The 17,968-nt window shown below is 64.5% G+C and carries 13 protein-coding genes; 5 read left to right on the top strand and 8 right to left on the bottom strand.

Annotation, left to right across the window (positions count from 1 at the left end):
• Window positions 1–1,182: a methionine adenosyltransferase domain-containing protein gene (locus tag ACR65W_RS02910; protein WP_434498532.1), complete on the bottom strand. Its 1,182-nt coding sequence runs from the start codon at window positions 1,180–1,182 to the stop codon at window positions 1–3.
• On the bottom strand, window positions 1,172–4,072 hold the full coding sequence (locus tag ACR65W_RS02905) for a cation-translocating P-type ATPase (RefSeq protein ID WP_434502267.1): 2,901 nt from the start codon (window positions 4,070–4,072) through the stop codon (window positions 1,172–1,174). Before ACR65W_RS02905 ends, ACR65W_RS02910 begins: the two co-directional genes overlap by 11 nt.
• A gap of 680 nt (window positions 4,073–4,752) precedes the next feature.
• Between ACR65W_RS02905 and ACR65W_RS02900 the strand changes: the two genes are divergently transcribed.
• The 5 genes from ACR65W_RS02900 to ACR65W_RS02880 all read left to right on the top strand — a co-directional run bounded on the left by ACR65W_RS02900 (window position 4,753) and on the right by ACR65W_RS02880 (window position 13,472).
• The gene (locus ACR65W_RS02900; RefSeq protein ID WP_434500137.1) at window positions 4,753–5,898 is read left to right on the top strand and encodes a catalase family protein; all 1,146 of its coding nucleotides are present in this window, start codon (window positions 4,753–4,755) and stop codon (window positions 5,896–5,898) included.
• A complete protein-coding gene (locus tag ACR65W_RS02895) occupies window positions 5,886–7,706 on the top strand; it encodes a c-type cytochrome (RefSeq protein ID WP_434500138.1) in 1,821 nt (606 codons plus the stop codon). The genes ACR65W_RS02900 and ACR65W_RS02895 overlap by 13 nt, the downstream gene beginning before the upstream one ends.
• A 210-nt stretch (window positions 7,707–7,916) precedes the next feature.
• The gene (locus ACR65W_RS02890; RefSeq protein ID WP_434500139.1) at window positions 7,917–8,723 is read left to right on the top strand and encodes a hypothetical protein; all 807 of its coding nucleotides are present in this window, start codon (window positions 7,917–7,919) and stop codon (window positions 8,721–8,723) included.
• A 91-nt stretch (window positions 8,724–8,814) separates the two neighbouring features.
• A complete protein-coding gene (locus ACR65W_RS02885; protein ID WP_434500154.1) occupies window positions 8,815–10,176 on the top strand; it encodes a Y-family DNA polymerase in 1,362 nt (453 codons plus the stop codon).
• Complete coding sequence (locus ACR65W_RS02880) at window positions 10,173–13,472, top strand: error-prone DNA polymerase (RefSeq protein WP_434500140.1); 3,300 nt, start codon at window positions 10,173–10,175, stop codon at window positions 13,470–13,472. The genes ACR65W_RS02885 and ACR65W_RS02880 overlap by 4 nt, the downstream gene beginning before the upstream one ends.
• A 131-nt stretch (window positions 13,473–13,603) precedes the next feature.
• Here the strand turns inward: ACR65W_RS02880 and ACR65W_RS02875 are convergent, their stop codons facing one another.
• From ACR65W_RS02875 to rplQ, 6 genes are all read right to left on the bottom strand, one after another.
• Window positions 13,604–13,945: a LapA family protein gene (locus ACR65W_RS02875; RefSeq protein WP_175095552.1), complete on the bottom strand. Its 342-nt coding sequence runs from the start codon at window positions 13,943–13,945 to the stop codon at window positions 13,604–13,606.
• A gap of 115 nt (window positions 13,946–14,060) precedes the next feature.
• Window positions 14,061–14,351 carry an integration host factor subunit beta gene (gene ihfB, locus ACR65W_RS02870; protein WP_014890734.1) on the bottom strand — a complete coding sequence of 97 codons (291 nt, stop codon included), beginning with the start codon at window positions 14,349–14,351 and terminating at the stop codon, window positions 14,061–14,063.
• A gap of 45 nt (window positions 14,352–14,396) precedes the next feature.
• Window positions 14,397–15,368, bottom strand: a complete 972-nt coding sequence (sppA, locus tag ACR65W_RS02865; RefSeq protein WP_434500141.1) for a signal peptide peptidase SppA — start codon at window positions 15,366–15,368, stop codon at window positions 14,397–14,399.
• 97 nt (window positions 15,369–15,465) lie between these two features.
• Entirely contained in the window at window positions 15,466–15,783 is a 318-nt protein-coding gene (gene cutA / locus ACR65W_RS02860) for a divalent-cation tolerance protein CutA (protein WP_434500142.1), read from the bottom strand.
• A 7-nt stretch (window positions 15,784–15,790) separates the two neighbouring features.
• Window positions 15,791–17,275, bottom strand: a complete 1,485-nt coding sequence (locus tag ACR65W_RS02855) for a DegQ family serine endoprotease (RefSeq protein ID WP_434500143.1) — start codon at window positions 17,273–17,275, stop codon at window positions 15,791–15,793.
• Between the two features lie 250 nt (window positions 17,276–17,525).
• Entirely contained in the window at window positions 17,526–17,939 is a 414-nt protein-coding gene (gene rplQ / locus ACR65W_RS02850; RefSeq protein ID WP_018406001.1) for a 50S ribosomal protein L17, read from the bottom strand.
• Window positions 17,940–17,968 lie beyond the last annotated feature (29 nt).

The following is a 17,968-nucleotide window of genomic DNA, read 5'->3' as shown; positions in this document are numbered from 1 at the left end:
TTAACCCTTAAGCGCATCCGCGACGTCGGTCGCTTCCCACGGGAGATCGAGATCGGCGCGGCCGAAATGGCCGTAGGTCGCCAGCGGCAGATAGAAGCCGGCCGGGCCGCACATCCGGGGCGCGGTGCGCAAGCCGAAGCGGCGGACGATCGAGCCAGGCCGGAAATCCAGGAGCGCGGCGAGGCGTCTGGCGATTTTCTCATCCGCAAGATAGCCCGTGCCGAAGGTCTCGACCGAGAGACTGATCGGCTCCGCCTGCCCTGCCGCGTAAGCCAGGTGGACTTCGCAGCGCTCGGCGAGGCCCGCCGCGACGATATTCTTGGCGGCGTGCCGCGCCGCGTAAGCGCCGGCGCGTTCGATGCGCGAAGGGTCCTTGCCTGACAGCGCCGAGCCGCTCTGGCGCGCGATCTCGCCATAGGCGTCGATGCCGTTCTTGCGCCCGGTCAGGCCGGCGTGGCGCGCCGGTCCGCCGATTTCAAAGGGTTCGCCGGCGTTGACGTGAACCGTCGTGTGGGCGTCCGGCCTCATGTCGCCCGCGGAAAGCGCATCGAGCGCGATCGCGCGCAGCCGGTCGAACTTGGCGTCGTCCATCGCCGCGCCGTCAAAGGCGACGGTCAGCGAAACCCCATAAATGCGCGCGGGGCGGCCGGCTCGATATTCGACGGACACTTGCGTCTTGGCGTCGGGCGAGAGCGAAGAAAATCCGGCGCGCCGAGCGGCGTCGAGGGCGCGGGCGACCCTATGCGCGAGGCTGATCGGCGCCGGCATGAATTCAGGCGTGTCGCGACAGGCGTAACCGAAAACATTGGCCTGCTCATGCGCGACGCGCCTGCCGATCGCCGCGTCGTCGTCGAGTTCCGCAAGCGGCGGCTCGCGCGCCTCGAGCGGCAATTCGACGAAGCTCGTCAGAATCGAGCAATTGCGCGCGTCGAAGCTCCCGGCGGCGTAACCTGCGTCTTGCATCACAGCGCGCGCGAGCGCCGGCAAATCGACGAGCGCGTCGGCGGCGTATCGCGCGGCGAGAAAGACGACGCCCGTCGCCAGGGCGCATTCCACAGTTGCGCGCGCGCGATCGTCTTCACGCAGGAGCGCATCAATGGCCGCATCGCTGATCTGATCGCAGAGCTTGTCGGGGTGCCCCGACGTCACCGACTCCGACGTGAAGATCATGTCAGGCGACATGGCTTTCTCCGTTGCCGCGCAGCGGCGCCTCTTCGCGATCGGCGATTCTGCCGATGATATCGTTGGCGAGCGAACTGCCGAGGGCGATGGCGCCGATCCGCAACAGATCGCCGGCGCCGAGCGGCGACAGGCCGAGAAGTCGCCGGGCCAATGGAAAAAGTTGCACGCCCGCCTGCAGCAGCAGGGTCGCGCCGACGGCGCCATAAAGCTTCGAATTGGGCGGCCTGCCGATCTCGCAGCTTAATCCGCGTAACTCCGAACGACAGGACAGGCTGTGGAGCAGCTGGCCGCAGGTGAGGCCGTGAAAGGTGACGGTGCTGGCGCGCGCGCCGCCTGCGCCGCCGCCGAGGCTGAAATAGCCGATCAGCGCCGCGACGCCCATCACCGACCCCTCGCGAAGAACGCGCCGGAAATCGGAGGCGGCGAGTATGGGCGCTTTCGGATCATGCGGTGGCCTGTCGAGCACGTCGGGCTCCGGCGGCTCAAGTCCCAGCGCGATCGCCGGCAGCGCGTCGGTCGCCAGATTGAGCCAGAGCAGCTGCATCGGCGTCAACGGCTCGCCGCCGACAAGCGCGGCGCCAAGCATGGCGATGGTCTCGGACGCGTTAGTCGATATGAGATAGCGCAGCACCTTGCGGATATTCGCGTAAGTGGCGCGGCCGAGTCGGATCGCCTCGACGACGCCATCCATGTCGTCGGTCGCGAGCACGATGTCGGCGACCTGACGGGCGACGTCGGCGCCTTCTCCGCCCATTGCGATTCCGACGTCCGCCGCGCGCAAGGCGGGGCCGTCGTTGACGCCGTCGCCGGTCATCGCCACGATATGACCGTGCCCTTGCAGCGCCTTGACGATGTTGAGCTTGTCGACGGGGCTGACGCGCGCGAAGACATGCGGTTGTCGCGCCAGCGCCTCGAGCATCTCGGGCTGCATCTTCGCCATCTGCCCGGCTTCGAGCACGCGCAACTCGCCGCCATGATTGAGATCGAGGCGCCGCGCGATGGCGAAGGCGGTCGCGCTTTGATCGCCGGTGATCATCACCGTGCGCACGCCGGCGCGATGCAGCTGCTTGAGCGCCGGGCCGACGCTGGCGCGAATAGGATTCGCCATGCCGGCAAGTCCGAGCCACACGAGATCCCGCTCGTCACGGGGATCGCCGCCAGCCTCGCCGATCGCGACGCCGAGAACGCGCAGCGCATCGCCGGCCATACGTTCATTGGCCTTGAGAATGGCGGTCCGCGCCGGGCCGTCGAGCGGCGCGGCGCCATCGGCGATCCTGTGAGTGGCGCAACGCGCCAGCACCTCGACCGGATCGCCTTTGACGCAGAGCACGCGCGCGCCGCCGATCGCTTCGTGGAGCGTGCTCATGCGCTTGCGGCCCTCGCCGCGCGCCACGCTCGTCAGCACAGGGGTAGATTGCCGAAGCGCGATGGGATCGACGCCCATCGCCACGCCCGCTTCGATCAGCGCGGTTTCCGTCGGCGTGCCGTCGATCTCCCAGCCTTTCGCCTCGGGCGCGACGGCGGCGTCGCTGCATAGCGTCGCCGCTTCGAAGAGGCGACGCGCAATATCGACTGTTGCGGCGTCGGCATCGACGCCGTCGCGCAACAGTCGGCCTTCCTGTAGCTCAAACGCGCCATTGTCGACGTGAACGCGCACCGCCGCCATGCGGTTTTCGGTGAGCGTGCCGGTCTTATCGAGTCCGATCGTTTCGATCGCCCCAAGCGTCTCCACGGCGTCGATCTTACGCACCAGCACCTTGCGCTTGCGCATGTCCTGCACGCCCAAGGCGAGCGTCGTGGTCGCGACGGCGGGCAGCCCCTCGGGGATAGCGGCCACCGCAAGCGAAATCGCGCTGCGCAAGGTCGGGATAAGTCCGTGTCCGCGCAGAAGACCAAGAGCGAAGACGCACGCGCAAATGGCGCCATTGACGATGACAAGTTCGCGCTCGACGTCGCCAAGTTCGCGCTGGATGGGAGTCTGGGGCCGCTGCAGCGCGCCGAGCAACTGCTGCACGCGGCCGATCTCGGTCTGCGCGCCGACCGCGGTGATAATGGCCGCGCCGGATCCGCCGGTCACCGCCGTGCCGCGAAACACCATATTGCGACGATCCGGGACTCCCGTGTCCGGCGATAAGACGATCCTTGCGTCTTTGGGGGCCGGTTGCGCCTCGCCGGTGAGCGGCGATTCATTCACCGTCAGATCGTCGCTCGCGATCAGACGCGCGTCCGCCGGCACGAAGGCGCCGCGCTCGATCAGCAGGAGGTCGCCTGGCGCCAGATCGCGAGCGTCGACCCTCAATCGTGCGCCATTGCGGATCACGGCGGCGTCCGACAGCTCCTCCGAGGCAAGGCCCGAAATCGTACGGTCCGCCTGACGCTCGGTGGCCGCGGCGATGCCGGCGTTGATCAGCACCACCGCAGCGATCATCACCGCGTCGGCGACGCCGCCGGTGGCCAGCGACACCACCGCCGATGCGCCGAGCAAAACGATCGGCAGACTGGTCAACTGCTCGGCGAAAACAATCGCGGCCGAGCGCGGCTCTGCGCGGCGGAGCTCGTTGCGTCCCCATTTCTGCAGTCGTTCCGACGCGTCCTCTGCCGTTAAGCCTCGACCGAGATCCGTCTGCAGCCGCGTCGCGAGCGCATCGATCGCCTCGGCGTGAGCGGCGTTTTCCGGCGCGAGCGACGCGCCTTCGCCGACGTCCCATGCCGGCTCTTCGGCGACTGCCGCTTCGAGCGCCTGCATCAGTCGCGCGCTTGTGAGGGGCTGCTGAAATTCGATGAGAGTCGAACCCGTCAATTCGCTGGCGCGAACGAAAAGGACGCCGGGCAGACGTCGAAGCCGCTCTTCGACGGCCCGCGCGAGCGCTGCGCGGCCGCGTAGACCCAAATGGCGGATCCGCGCGCGGCCGCAACAAGCGTCATGAATAAGCTCGGCGCCAAATTGCGCACGGGACTCCACGCCGAAGCGACGTGAACCTACAGGCGCATTCTCTGAGTCCGCTTCAGCCAGGATCATTGAGCACATTGTCTGGCGCGCATCGAAGCCCGCTTTTCACGACCGTTCGATGACATTTTTCGGCTCCGCGAATCGCATCCGCAAAACCGCTGTTCTGAAGTCATGTCTTCGGCAGCCGATCGCAAACGGCGACGCGCAATGGGCGCACTCCGCAATGTTTGAGATCGCTATTATAGTTGCGCGCAAGGGATAGGCGCAACCGCGCGCCACTGCGCTGCGCGCAGCGCATCCTGCGCTGCAAATTCGACTGCCGGCGGAACCTTAGCGAAGGATCGGCGTTCCCCCACAACGGCAAGCTTAGATTGCGCCTTTGTCAGTTTGCAAATCTGATAGTGTTTTCAGTTTCGTCGATTCGGGTGGGAGCGAACAATGTTCTTGAGAGAGCTGCTTGCGGCGAGCTTCGCCGCAACCGCATCCGCCATCGCGCCGCTCAACCTTCTTCACAACGTCGATAACGCCATTCTAGGCGTCAAGGTCACGCGGGCGTATAACGCCATTGCGGCTTCTTTCAAATGCAATTCAAAAATTGCTTTCTCGAAGGGAGGACAATCATGACAAAGAGACAGAGCGCGTCTGTCGCAGCCGCCATGCTTTTGGCCCTGTCAACAAGCCCGCGCCAAGGCGCCCACGCCGAGCAGGCGGCGGCCGCCGTCGCGACGCCGCCCCCGCTCACCAAGTTCGAAAAGGCGCCTCCGGGCGAAGCCGAGCAGATTGGGCAAATCATTTCGCTCACCACGCAGCTTCTGCAGATGCGCTATCCTGAAGGCATGGCGCGGCGCGGCGTGCATCCAAAAGATCACGGCTGCGTCAAAGCGACATTCACCGTCAATCCCGACATCCCCCAGAATTACCGGGCCGGCGTCTTCGCGACGCCGGGCAAGAAATATCCGGCCTGGATCCGCTTCTCCAACGCCACGCCCTTTCTCGCGCCAGATCTCGGCAAAAATGGTCCCGACAGCCGCGGCATGGCGATCAAGCTCATCGGCGTCGAGGGAGAAACGCTGCTGAACGAGCCGGGCGCGAAGACGCAGGATTTCCTGCTGATCAATCTTCCCGCCTTCGCCTTTCCGAATGTCTCAGAATATCTGGAAGTCACAAAAATTCAGCTTGCGAACCACGACGACATTCGGCCCTTTTTGGCGCCGCCGCTGTCACCCGAGAGGAAGAAGACTCTGGACGTCGTCACGAAGATCAAGCAAACCAATGTCGGCAATCCGCTCGAGAGTCCATATTTTTCCGCTGCGCCATTTCTTTATGGCTCCGACAGGGTCGCGAAATTCAGCGTGACGCCGAGAAGCGCGCAAAAGACGCCCGTGCCGGCAAATCCAACCACGAATTATCTGCGCGAGGCGATGAAGAAGAGCCTCGATCCCGCCAATGGCAAGCCGGCTGTCTTCGATTTCAAAGTCCAGTTGCGCAATGACGATTCGCTGCCGATTGAAGACGCGACCGCCGAATGGTCGGAGGCGACCGCGCCGCAGCAAAATGTCGCGACGATCGAGATCGACCGGCAAGATTTCGACAATGCGTTTCAGGTGACGGAATGCGAGCATATGGCGTTCACGCCATGGCACGGGCTCACGGCGCATCGACCGATCGGCGGCATCAATCGGCTGCGTCGCGACGTCTATATCGCCTCTTCGAAGTTCCGGTCCCAGCCCAAAGAGCCGACGGGATTCCCAAAATGGCCGTGGTGACGCGTCTCACAAGCGCGATCGCGCGCATTTCGTTCGTCGCATGCTTGGCGCTGGCGTCACACGCCTGCCTCGACGCGCCGGTTTGGGCGCAAACGGCGCCGGCCGGCGGCGAGTGGCGCGCCGAGCAAGAAAAACGGTTGAAAGCGCTCGACGCCTATATCAGCCGCAAGCCGGTCGCCTATCGATGGTTCGCGGATTTTCCCTTTGGCCTGACGGATGGCGCGCCCTTCATCATTCTGAAGCTGCTGCCGAAGCTCGCGCCCGAAGAATGGGGGAGCGGGAATAATTTTCTCGACGTCGCCGGCCTCTTCATCGATGAGCGCGATCCCACCTACCCTATCGCACGCGGCTTCGGCTGGACCGGATTGGCGCGCGACGATCCCAGCGGCGCCGTCGATTACGCGGCGTTGAGTTGCGGCGCCTGCCATATCGGCCGCGTGCGTCTCGATGACGGCAGTTTTCGCTATCTCGACGGCGGCGTGAACGCGCAGTTCAATCTCGTGCAATATCGCGTCAGAGTCAGAAACACGATCGAGAAGATCACCGCCGGCGCGACGACGCCAGAGGAGAAGATCGAACGCGCCACTCGGGCCATTCTTACAGCGCTCGACAAGGCGCATGCCCAAGACAGAAATTACTTCTACAAGAATTACTCCTTCGCTGGCCGCCGCTTCGACGCCGCCTATGAGACGCGTCAGATCGAGCTCTTCATGCAGGACGCGCCCGCGATCGTCGGCAAATATCTGGCCCGCGCCGGACTGGAATATGTCTCGCTTCTCGACCTCGTCTACAAGAACTACAAAGGCTTCGAGGAGCAGATGACGCAAGGTTTCGGCGGCATGGCCGACGCGACCGGAGTCAGCACGTCGATGGTCTACGCCGCCGCCGAAGCGCGCGGCGAAAATCCGGATCCGAAAACAAATCTGCCGCCGACGCCCGGCATCACCGACTTCATGGCCGTGTGGGAGCAGGAGAAGCGTCTGGCGCGCTGGTCTCCCGATCACACGCAGCTTGTCGACGGCGGCGGGCAATGGAACGGCAATATTCCGATTCCGATCTTCCGCAACCTCGCCGCCGAATTGACGTTGGGGCTCGGAGCCGACACCGACATTCGCATCGCCGCTTTCAGCGAGGATCTGCTGCGCGATCTGCCGGCGCCCGTCTATCCCTTCCCCGTCGATCTCGCGCTCGCGAAGAAAGGCGCGGCGCTCTTTGAAGAAAATTGCGCGGCGTGTCATCGGCCGCATAACGGCAAGGTCTACGACCTCGGCACGGATCTCGGTCGGGCGCGGGTCGTTAGCGATATAATTGCGAAAAACGCCCGCGACAGTTTCACGAAGATCTGTCCGCCGACGAGAGTCGTCGAGATGCCGCCCTCGGGCGACCGGATCGCGCCCTGCGCGAAATTCGAAGGGGTCTCGCTGGAGAACCGCGCCGACGTCTCCATGGCCGATCCCGCGACGCATGAGGGCTATAACGCGCTGCCGCTTGGCGGCGTGTGGGCGCAGGCCCCCTATCTGCACAACGGCTCAACGCCGACGCTCTATCATCTCCTCGTCCCGCGCGAGCGCCCGGCTGTCTTCATCAAGAGCCGGCTCGACTACGACAAGAAGCTCGTCGGCTTCTCCTGGGAGCCGGCGCAGACGCTCTCGCGTGAAGGCTATCGTTTCGACACAACGGCCTTTCCGGCGCTCTCCAACAAGGGGCACGACAAGGACGTCATCGAGGACGGTAAGACCTTGAAGCTCGATTGGTCGGACGACGTCGACGGCGCGATGGCGATCGTCGAGTATCTGAAGACGAAGTGAGCGCAGAAGACGACGCTGCACGCTTCTCTGACGATGGGGTGAAGATTTCCTCATGCTGAGGAGCCGCCGCAAGTCGGGTTTTCCCGACTTGCGGGCGCTCCTCAGCATGAGGGCGAGTGTAGTCGCCCTTTCACCTGATTGCTCTCCCTCTCCCCGGCTTGACTCTCCTGCATCGGGAGTCATTATAAGAACATAACAGGAACTCATGAGATGACCCAACCGCTGGCGTCGCTGCGGAAAAGCTTGGCTTGCGCCTATCCGGCCGCAACTTCCGAAACGATCGCGCTGGGCGCGCCCGCCCTTGATCGGCGCCTTAGCGGCGGCATTCTCCGCGCGGCGCTGCATGAGGCCTATGCCGAGACGGCGGCCGACGCCCCGGCGGCGACGGGCTTCGCCCTGGCGCTCGCCAGGCGCGCACTGGCGGGCGCGGAAAAGCCGCTGCTCTGGGCGCGCCCCGAGGCGCTGATCGCCGAATCCGGCGCGCCCTATCCGCCGGGCCTCGCCGACATCGGCGTCGACCCCGCCGCCGTCGCCTTCATTCGCGTGCGCGACGCCAAAGAGGCGCTGCAGGCGGGCGTTGAAGCCGGACGCTGCGCCGCCGTGGGCGCGACGCTGATCGAACTCTTCGGCGAAGCGCGCGCCTATGACCTCACCGCGAGCCGGCGTCTGGCTCTGGCGGCCGCCGCCGCCGGCGCGCCGATCTTCGTCTCCCGCGTCGGCGCCTCCCCCGCGCCGAGCGCCGCCGCAAGCCGCTGGCTGGTGCGCGCCGCGCCTTCCCGCACGCTTGCGGCGAATGCGCCGGGATCAGCGGCTTTTACGGTTTTTCTGCTGCGCCAGCGTGGCGGCGCGGCGGGGCAAGAGCAGCATGAGTGGCGTGTGGAGTGGAACCGTGACCGTGGCGCCTTCGAGGACAGAACATTCGACGCATCGTCGCTATCTGGCCCTGTGGCTTCCCTTTCTGTCGGCGGAACGCCTGGCGAAGGCGCGCCGCAGAGGGCCGGACGCAAATTCGGATGATTCGCCGCTTATCCTCGTCAAAAAAGAACGCAGCGCGCTGCGCATCGACGCGCTCGATCGAAAGGCGATCGCGCTCGGCCTGACGCCGGGCATGACGCTCGCCGACGCCAGGGCGCGCGCGCCCCATCTCGCCGTCGCGCAGGCCGACCCTGACGCCGACGAGCGGCTGATGCTGCGGCTGGCCGCCTTTGGCGAACAGTTCACGCCGCTCGTGGCGCTCGATCCGCCCTGCGGCCTCATGCTCGACGCGACGGGCTGCGCGCATCTTTTCGGCGGCGAAGCGATGATGCGGACCTACATCCTGCAGGCGATGGCGCGCCTCTTCTTCACGGGACGCGCCGCCGTCGCCGGAACGCCGGACGCCGCGCGCGCCTTGGCGCGTTTTGGCGCGGAAGGCGTCACGCCTCCGGGCGAAGATGAAATTTTCACCCGCCCGCTCTCCATCGCCGCGCTCGAAGCGCCAAGAGAGACGAGCGTGGCGCTGACGCGCGCCGGTCTTACGACATTGGGCGACCTCGCCGATCGTTCCTCGTCCGCGCTGACGGCGCGTTTTGGCGACGAAACCATGCGGCGGCTGACGCGCATTCTGGGACGCGAGGACGCGCGCATCACGCCCTTGCGGCCCTTGCCGGAATGCATGGTCGAGCGGCGCTTCGCCGAGCCCTTCCTCGATCTCTCGGCGATAGAGAATGTTCTGCGGCCGCTGATCGCGGAAGCGATGGGCATTCTCGAAAGGCGCGGGCAAGGCGGCCGCGCTTTTGAAGCGCGCTTCTTTCGCACCGACGGCGCCGTCGCGGTCCTGCGTTTCGAAACCGGCGCGCCCTCGCGCAATGTCGAAGCGCTGCTGCGGCTCTTTCGCCTGAAGGCCGAGTCGCTCGCCGATCCGCTCGATCCGGGATTTGGCTTCGACGTTATCCGCTTTTGCGTCCTCAACGCCGAAACTCTGGCGCAAAGCCAGATCGGCTTCGAGCGGCAGGGCGCACAGGAAGGCGACGTCGCCGATCTCGTCGATCGCCTGGCGGCGCGTTTTGGCCGCGAACGCGTGCTGCGCTTTGCGGCGCATGAGACGCATGATCCCGTGCGCGCCGCCTCCTATGTTTACGCGGCGTCTTCTTCCAAACCCAATTCCTGGGAGAAGCCGGAGCCGGGCGAGCCGCCCTTGCGGCCGCTGTTTCTGTTTGATCCGCCGCAACCCATCGACACCATGGCGCAGACCCCGGACGGGCCGCCGATGCATTTCAAATGGCGCCGCGTGCGCCACATGATCGCCCGCGCCGAGGGGCCGGAGCGCATCGCGCCGGAATGGTGGCGCGGGGCCAGCCGCGACAGGCGAACGCGCGACTATTACCGGCTGGAGGATCGCGAAGGCCGCCGCTTCTGGGTGTTTCGCGAGGGCCTCTATGAAAGCGAAACCGCCGCGCCGCGCTGGTTCCTGCATGGGCTCTTCGCATGAGCGCGCCTTTCGCCGAACTCGTCGCGGCGACGAATTTCTCCTTCCTGCGCGGCGCGTCGCATCCGTCAGACATGGCGCTGACGGCGCTGCTGCTCGGCCAGAGCGGAATTGGCGTCGCCGACCGCAACAGCGTCGCCGGCGTCGTGCGCGCCTATGCCGCGCTTAAGGAGCTGCGAGAAAAATTGCGTGATCCGCCGGCCGGCGACGATGCGACGCTTCTGGCGCAGCTCGATGCAGCGCGCATTGACTCCTTCAAGCTCGTCGTCGGCGTGCGGCTCGTCTTCGCCGACGAGACGCCCGACATCGTCGTTCATCCGCAAAATCGCAACGGTTGGGCGAGGCTCACGCGGCTGCTGACGACGGGGAATCTGCGCGCCAAGAAAGGCGAATGCCGTCTTTATGTCGACGATCTCGCACAAGCCGCCCACGATCTGCTGCTGATCGTCATGCCTTCAAGCAATCTGGCGCGCCTGCCGTCGACGCTCGCGCTTTTGCGCGATCTTGCGCCAAGCGACGTCTGGCTCGGCGCGACCATGCCGCGGCGCGGCGACGACAGGCGGCGTCTTGCAAAACTGAAAGAGATAGCCGCGCGAACGCAGACGCCCTTGCTCGCGACGAATGACGCGCTTTACGCCGATCCCGGCCAGCGCGATCTGCAAGACGTCATGACCTGCATTCGCGAAGGCGTGACGCTCGCGCAAGCCGGGCGCCGGCTGGAGGTCAACGCCGAACGCCATTTGAAGACGCCGGAAGAAATGATGCGTCTCTTCGCCGAGGCGCCAGAGGCGATCGAAGAGACCCAATGTTTTCTCGCGCGCGTCGATTTCTCGCTCGATCAATTGAAATATGAATATCCGGACGAGCCTGTCCCGCCCGGGCGCAATCCCCAAGACTGGCTCGAGGAGCTAACCTATCGCCACGCGGCGATGCGCTATCCAGACGGCGTGCCGGAGAAGGTCGAGAAGCTCCTGCGCGAAGAACTGGCGCTCATCAAAACGCTCGACTATGCGCGTTATTTTCTCACCATTCACGACATCGTGCGGATCGCCGAAGACAAGGGGATTCTCTGCCAGGGGCGCGGCTCCGCCGCCAATTCCGCCGTCTGCTATGTGCTCGGCGTCACCTGCGTCGATCCGGCGGAGAATGATCTGCTCTTCGCCAGATTCATCTCGCAGGAACGCAAGGAGCCGCCCGACATCGACGTCGATTTCGAGCATGAGCGGCGCGAAGAGATCATCCAGCATATTTACGGCAAATACGGCCGCGAGCGCGCCGGACTCGTCGCGACCGTCATCAGCTACCGGCCGCGCAGCGCCATTCGCGAAGTCGGCAAGGTCTTCGGACTGACCGAGGACGTGACCGCCGCGCTCGCCAGCACGCAATGGGGCAGTTGGGGCTCCGACATTCCGCAGGCATACATTCGCCAGACCGGGCTCGATCCCGAAAACCCCGTCATCCGCCGCGCCATTCATTTCGCGACGCGGCTGCTCGGCTTTCCGCGCCATCTCTCGCAGCATGTCGGCGGCTTCGTTCTCGCGCGCGGGCGGCTCGACGAACTCACGCCCATCGCCAACGCGGCGATGCCTGAGCGCACCTTCATCGAATGGGACAAGGACGACATCGACGCGCTCGGCCTGATGAAGGTCGATGTGCTGGCGCTTGGCATGCTCACCTGCATTCGAAAATGTTTCGATTATTTGCGCGCCCATGAAGGAATAGACATCGGCCTCGCCGACGTCCCGGCCGACGATAGAGCGACCTATGACATGCTGTGTCGCGGCGACTCCATCGGCGTCTTTCAGGTCGAGAGCCGCGCCCAGATGAACATGCTGCCGCGTCTGAAGCCGCGTGAATTCTATGATCTCGTCATTCAGGTGGCGATCGTGCGGCCGGGACCCATTCAGGGCAATATGGTGCATCCCTATCTGCGCCGCCGTTCCGGAAGCGAGCCGGTGATCTATCCCTCGCCCGCGCCCGAGCACGGACCGGCGGACGAATTGCGCAAGGTGCTCGAAAAGACCAAGGGCGTGCCGCTCTTTCAGGAGCAGGCGATGAAGCTCGCCATGGTCGCGGCGAAATTCTCCGACGTCGAAGCCAATCGCCTGCGCCGCGCCATGGCGACCTTTCGCAATCTTGGCACCATCCATGAATTCGAGGCGCTGATGGTCGAACGCATGGCGGCGCGCGGCTATGATCGCGGCTTCGCGCAAAGCTGTTTCGAACAGATCAAGGGCTTCGGCTCTTACGGCTTTCCCGAAAGCCACGCCGCGTCCTTCGCCAAGCTCGTCTACATCTCCTCCTGGATCAAATGCCACTATCCGGCGATCTTCGCCTGCGCGCTGCTCAATTCGCAGCCGATGGGCTTTTACGCGCCGGCGCAGATTGTGCGCGACGCGCGCGAACATGGCGTCGACGTGCGCGCCGTCGACGTGAATTTCAGCGAATGGGACAATAGGCTGGAGCGCGCCGAAGACGGCGCTCTCGCCCTGCGTCTCGGCTTTCGCCAAGCGGACGGCGTGCATGAGAGCGAAGGACGGCGCATCGTCGAAGCGCGGACGAAACCCTATGACAGCGTCGAAGATCTCGCGCGGCGGGCGGCGCTCAACGCCGCGACGATGCGCGCGCTCGCCGACGCCGACGCGTTCCGCTCCCTGCAAAGCGACCGCCGCGACGCGCTCTGGGCCGTGCGGCGTCTGCCTGACGCGAAACCCCTGCCGCTTTTTGCGGCCGCGGACGCGCGCGAACTCGCCAAAGAGGAAGATCCGCTGCTGCCGTCCATGTCGCTTGGCGAACATGTCGCCGCCGACTATCAGACGCTGCGGCTCTCGCTGAAAGCCCATCCAATGGCGGTGCTGCGGCCGATTTTCACGCGCGAACGGATCATGGCCTGCGCGGAAGTTTCGGCGCTCACTGACGGCGCCTGGGCGCGCGCGGCGGGCGTCGTGCTGGTGCGCCAGCGGCCCGGACAAGGCAACGCTATTTTCGTCACGCTCGAAGACGAAACCGGCATCCTTAATATCGTCATCTGGGCGCGGCTCTTCGAGCGCTACCGCCGCGAGACGATGGCGTCACGACTCATGCTGGTGGAAGGAAGGGTGCAGAAAAGCCCCGAGAATGTCGTGCATCTGATGGCGCAGCGCATTATCGACCGCAGCCAAGACCTCAATAGACTGTCAGAAGCGCATCGGCCGGAAATCGTCCTGTCTCGCGCCGACGAATTCATCCATCCCCAGCATCCGCGCGGCGGCCATCCGCGCAATGTCCGCATCCTGCCGAAATCGCGGGATTTTCACTAAAGCAGGTTCCGAAAAAGTTGATCGACCTTTTCGATGACAACCTGCTCCAATTTTGATTTTGAGCGATTCCTATCGATCACATGATTCCATGTGATCGATAAGCGCTCTAAGGCGTGGCGACAGGAAGCCGCTTAACTGCTCTTCACTCTCTTATCGGCCGGCAGGCTCGCCAACGCCTGCTGACGCAGCTTATCGATCTCCACACGCGTCTTGCGCGCCTCGGCGCGAGCGACCTTCGCGGCGCGGCGCACGGAGAGATGCCCAAGCCAGGAAGAGATCCCGCCTGCGAGCACTCCAATCGCCATGGACGCCAGAACGACAAGGAAGATCGGCGCCTCGAAAGAAGGACCCGATCCGTCGCTCGGCGCGAAGGGGTCAAGCCCGATGCGCACCGAGCCGCGGTTGGCCATCGAGAAAAACAGAATGATGAGCGCCAGAGGAACGAAAACGATGACGCGCAGGATGGACTTCATAACATCTCCCTCTTGCCGGCGCCGCGCAACACGCTGGGCAGCCGCCACATACAGCCGCCGCTTCGCCGCTGCCGCGCGTCCCGAGACCGAGAGGACGCAGCCGCTTTAAATCGCCTCAGCCCGGATAATTCTCATTGAGGCGCTCTCGCATCTCTTTACCGGTTTTGAAGAACGGCACGCTCTTTTGCTGCACCGAAACCTGCGCGCCCGTGCGCGGGTTGCGGCCGGTGCGCGCATCGCGCTTCTTGACCGAGAAAGCGCCGAAGCCACGCAATTCGACGCGATCGCCCCGCGCCAGCGCAGAGGTGATCTCGTCAAGAATCGTGCTGACGATCGTCTCGACGTCGCGCTGGTACAGATGGCCGTTTCGGCGCGCGATACGTTGAATAAGTTCGGACTTTATCATGAGCCGATCCAATGTGTTGGCGTCGAACACAACGCGACGCCCGAGTCAGTTGGCCGCCGAATGCTGCCAAATCGCCAAAAGGCCGTCAAGCTCGCCGCTCCGTTCGAGGAGAATTGATTTTTCTAAAAAACCGGCGATCGACTCCAATCCGGCGACCCGCGCGAGGCCGGCGGCGGCGCCCATAAGCCCAAGCCGCTCCAAGCTGGATTTCTTCTTCCATTCGCGCACAGGCATATCTTTCGCAATTCCCTTGTTGGCGACCAGCCAGTCGATGGCCTCGCGCTGCCCGCCGATGAGATCGACGAGCTTCAGCGGCACGCCTTGCCGCGCGGTGAAGACTCGGCCGTCAGAGACCTTCGCGAGTTCCGCCTCGTCAAGATTACGCCGCTCTCGAACGAGGCCCTTGAACCAACCGTAGGAGTCGGCGACAAGACTGGCGACCGCCTCGCGCGCCTCCGGGCTCGTCGGTTCGAGCCCATTGGGCGCGGCCTTGAGCGGCGACGATTTTATCGTCTCGACCTCGACGCCCCAATTATTGAGCAGCTTCGAGACGTTAGGGTATTGGAACAGCACGCCGATCGAGCCGACGAGCGAATTGCCGCGCGCAACGATCGTATCGGCGGCAAGCGCGGCGATATAGGCGCCGGACGCGGCCACCGTTCCGACGACGGCGACGACGGGCTTCTTCTCCGCGACGCGCCGAAGCTCCTCATAGAGCCGTTCGGAGCCTGTCGTCGTGCCGCCGGGACTCTCAATCTCCAACAGCAGAGCCTTCGTCTGGCTCGACTCCCCGATCTTCTTGATCATATCGATCGTATCGTCGTCGCCGGTGATGACGCCCTGCAGCTCGAGACGGGCGATATGCGGCGTGAGCTTATCGGCCGAATCGGCTCCGCCGAGCCGCACCACGGCGACGAGGCCCGCGACGCCTATTGCGATCAGGGCGGCGAGACGCCACCAACCGAGCTTGCGGCGAAGCCTGCGGCGATCAACGAAATAGTCGGTGGGAGGTGACATCCAAGGGTCCCGAAGGCTGGCGCGGCGCACAGAGCGTCGCCGCGCAGGAAAGGTAATGTCGAGATCGACGATTTGGAAGACGCCCCGCCGGGCGCGCTTACCGTCGCGTCGCCTCCATCGCCCAGGCGAGATAATCTCGGTCCGCCTCGGCGACGTCGATGCGCAGAATTTCCGGCGTCTCATAGCTATGCAGACGGCGGACCAGTTCGGCAAGCGCGAGATAGTCGTCGCCGCGCGCTTTCATCTGCAACAGGAACTCAGGCGCTTCGCGCATCTCGTCCTTCCAGACGTAATGGCTGCGAATGGGATGTATCTGAACGCAGGCGGCGAGCTTCGAGGTGAGCGCCGCCCGGGCAAGCGCGCGCGCCTTTTCCTCGTCGTCGATCGTCGTGGCGAGGATTACAAGGGCGCTCATGCCGATCTTAGCCGCCGATGACGGTCGTGAACACCTGCCCGCCGCGCGCCAGGGTGATCTTCCAATAGTAGGCGCGCCCTGCCGTTACGCTCTCCAGGTCGCGCGTTGTCCCGATCTTTTGATCATTGACGGCGAGAATTATGTCGCCGCGCTGCAGATTGAGCTGCTGCGCATAGGAGCCGTCATCGACTTCGGACACGACGACGCCATTGGTCGTTCCCTGCACCGACATCTCTTCGATGACCGCGGGAGAAATATTCATGACCGTCGCGCCGGCGAAGGGCGACGCGCCCTTTATCTTTATCGCGTCGCGCGGCGGCGTTTCCGGCGCTGGCGCGAGTCGAATTTGCGCGACAATCTTTTTGCCGCCGCGCAATACGCCGAGCGTCGCCTGCCCGCCAATCGGCTTGGTGGCGAGTCGATAGCCAACCGCCTCTGGATCATCGGCCGTCTGGCCGTCGACCGAGATAATGACGTCGCCGCGCTTTAGACCGGCTTCAGCTGACGGCCCCTTTGGATCGACGTCGGCCAGCAGAGCGCCGGTGGGACGATCGAGCCCGAGGCCGTCGGCGATCTCCTGCGAGAGCGTTTGCAGCGTCGCGCCCATCCAGGCCCGCCGCACCTGCTTGCCCCCGCCCTTCGCGGCGGCGATCACGCTCTTGACCATATTGACGGGGATGGCGAAGCCGATGCCGACCGATCCGCCGGACTTCGAGAAGATCGCGGAATTGATGCCGACGACGCGCCCGTTCATGTCGACCAGCGGTCCGCCCGAGTTGCCGGGATTGATCGCCGCGTCCGTCTGAATGAAGAAACCATAGTCGCTAATGCCGACATGGGTGCGCGAAAGCGCCGAAATAATGCCTTGCGTCACCGTTTGACCGACGCCAAAGGGATTGCCGATCGCGAGGGTCAAATCGCCGACTTCAAGCGCATCCGAATCGCCAAGCTCCATCGTCGGAAAATTTGCGCCGTCGGCGAGCTTCAGCACCGCGAGATCGGTGCGCGGATCGCGTAACAAAATCTTGGCGGCGAATTCGCGCTTGTCGGCGAGCGCCACCTTCACGTCGGTCATGCCCTCGATCACGTGGTTGTTGGTGACGACAAGGCCGCTCTGATCGACGATCACGCCCGAGCCCAGCGATTGGGCCATGTTGCGCCCCGGCATGCCGCCCTCGCCAAAAAAGCGACGAAAGATAGGGTCATCGAAAAGCGGGTTGGCGGGCATGCGCTCGACGCGCGACGCGAAGACGTTGACAACGGCCGGCTGCGCCTTTTTGACCACCGGCGCGAAGGAGTTCATCAACTCGCCGCGGCTCGTCGGCACGGCGCGATCGGGCGCCGGCGGCGTAAAGCTCTCGACGCGGCCAGGCGGCCTTGGCGAGGCGGTCTGGGCCGGATCAGCCGAGACTTCGGCGCGCGCGGAGGCCAAAGACGCCGCGAAGGCGCAGGCGAGCGCCGCAGCCATAATCTGACGCGCCGAAATCTTCATGAAGCGCTCCGTAGCTCGTTTTCCCGGCGCATTTATAGACGCAAAGACGCGAGACGATAAGAATGCGCCGCAATGATCGTGCTGCGCGAGACGCGTCGTCGAGTCCATCCCGAAGTGTGGTCGTCAGCCTTGCGGTTTTCGCGCGAGGTTCTCGGACTTGCTCTGAAAACACTTTCGGCGCCGCATCCCGATGACAGAGACACGACGCCGCTGATTATCATGACGATCGAAGCGGTCGCCCTTGAGCCGTTTACGCCGCCGCCTCTCCTTCGTGGACCGGTCCGGAGTCCTGCCCCCTGGCGTTCACGTCGCGATCGACGAATTCGATGACCGCAAGCGGCGCATTGTCGCCATAGCGGAAGCCCGCCTTCAGCACGCGCGTATAGCCGCCGTTGCGATCCTTGTAGCGAGGTCCGAGCACGTCGAAGAGCTTGCCGACGAGCTTGACGTCCTTAATCTTGGCGATCGCCTGCCGGCGCGCATGCAGGTCGCCGCGCTTGCCCAGCGTCACAAGCTTCTCGACGACGGGACGCAGATCCTTCGCTTTCGGCAGCGTCGTGACAATCTGCTCATGCTTGATGAGCGCCTGCGCCATATTGGCGAACATCGCCTTGCGGTGCTCATGCGTGCGCCCGAAGCGGCGCTTCTTGTGTCCGTGATACATGCGGCTCTCCGTTGATTATGCGGCCGCCG

The sequence above is a fragment of the Methylocystis sp. genome (assembly GCF_051062815.1).
Taxonomy (GTDB): domain Bacteria; phylum Pseudomonadota; class Alphaproteobacteria; order Rhizobiales; family Beijerinckiaceae; genus Methylocystis.
The sequence above is the reverse complement of the archived record's forward strand: the minus strand, read 5'-3'. Positions and strand labels throughout refer to the sequence as shown.

What these genes read in the sequence shown, in the direction of transcription:
- ACR65W_RS02910 (WP_434498532.1), bottom strand. Translation starts at nt 1,182, where the DNA reads ATGTCGCCTGACATGATCTTCACGTCGGAGTCGGTGACGTCGGGGCAC.
- ACR65W_RS02900 (WP_434500137.1), top strand. Translation starts at nt 4,753, where the DNA reads ATGACAAAGAGACAGAGCGCGTCTGTCGCAGCCGCCATGCTTTTGGCC.
- ACR65W_RS02895 (WP_434500138.1), top strand. Translation starts at nt 5,886, where the DNA reads ATGGCCGTGGTGACGCGTCTCACAAGCGCGATCGCGCGCATTTCGTTC.
- ACR65W_RS02890 (WP_434500139.1), top strand. Translation starts at nt 7,917, where the DNA reads ATGACCCAACCGCTGGCGTCGCTGCGGAAAAGCTTGGCTTGCGCCTAT.
- ACR65W_RS02885 (WP_434500154.1), top strand. Translation starts at nt 8,815, where the DNA reads ATGACGCTCGCCGACGCCAGGGCGCGCGCGCCCCATCTCGCCGTCGCG.
- ACR65W_RS02880 (WP_434500140.1), top strand. Translation starts at nt 10,173, where the DNA reads ATGAGCGCGCCTTTCGCCGAACTCGTCGCGGCGACGAATTTCTCCTTC.
- ACR65W_RS02875 (WP_175095552.1), bottom strand. Translation starts at nt 13,945, where the DNA reads ATGAAGTCCATCCTGCGCGTCATCGTTTTCGTTCCTCTGGCGCTCATC.
- ihfB (WP_014890734.1), bottom strand. Translation starts at nt 14,351, where the DNA reads ATGATAAAGTCCGAACTTATTCAACGTATCGCGCGCCGAAACGGCCAT.
- sppA (WP_434500141.1), bottom strand. Translation starts at nt 15,368, where the DNA reads ATGTCACCTCCCACCGACTATTTCGTTGATCGCCGCAGGCTTCGCCGC.
- cutA (WP_434500142.1), bottom strand. Translation starts at nt 15,783, where the DNA reads ATGAGCGCCCTTGTAATCCTCGCCACGACGATCGACGACGAGGAAAAG.
- ACR65W_RS02855 (WP_434500143.1), bottom strand. Translation starts at nt 17,275, where the DNA reads ATGAAGATTTCGGCGCGTCAGATTATGGCTGCGGCGCTCGCCTGCGCC.
- rplQ (WP_018406001.1), bottom strand. Translation starts at nt 17,939, where the DNA reads ATGTATCACGGACACAAGAAGCGCCGCTTCGGGCGCACGCATGAGCAC.